1 pseudogene is annotated in these 237 nt (G+C 38.8%); it reads right to left on the bottom strand.

Annotation, left to right across the window (positions count from 1 at the left end):
• Positions 1-237 (bottom strand): annotated as a pseudogene (locus tag QP442_RS08580) (hypothetical protein); the annotation flags it as partial.

Raw genomic sequence — 237 nt, 5'->3', positions numbered from 1 at the left:
AGCTTCTGCAATGGCTTGCTTAAGTCCGACATCACCGATAACATAGACTTTCTTGCCTAGATTTTTATCATTTAAGTAGTCAACCGTTGCTAAAGTCGCTGTATAAATCGTTTCAATCGGCGTTTCAACATTGAATTGTTCCGCTAGCATTGTTTGAACAGTCTCAGGAGTACGTGTTGTATTGTTCGTCACAAATAAATATGGAATGTTGCGTCGTTGTAATTCATGGACAAAAGC

The sequence above is a fragment of the Pauljensenia sp. UMB1177 genome, assembly GCF_030217965.1.
In the GTDB taxonomy this organism is placed as follows: Bacteria; Actinomycetota; Actinomycetes; order Actinomycetales; family Actinomycetaceae; genus Pauljensenia; species Pauljensenia turicensis_A.
Note: the sequence above shows the minus strand (reverse complement) of the source record. Positions and strands in the feature narration are given on the sequence as shown.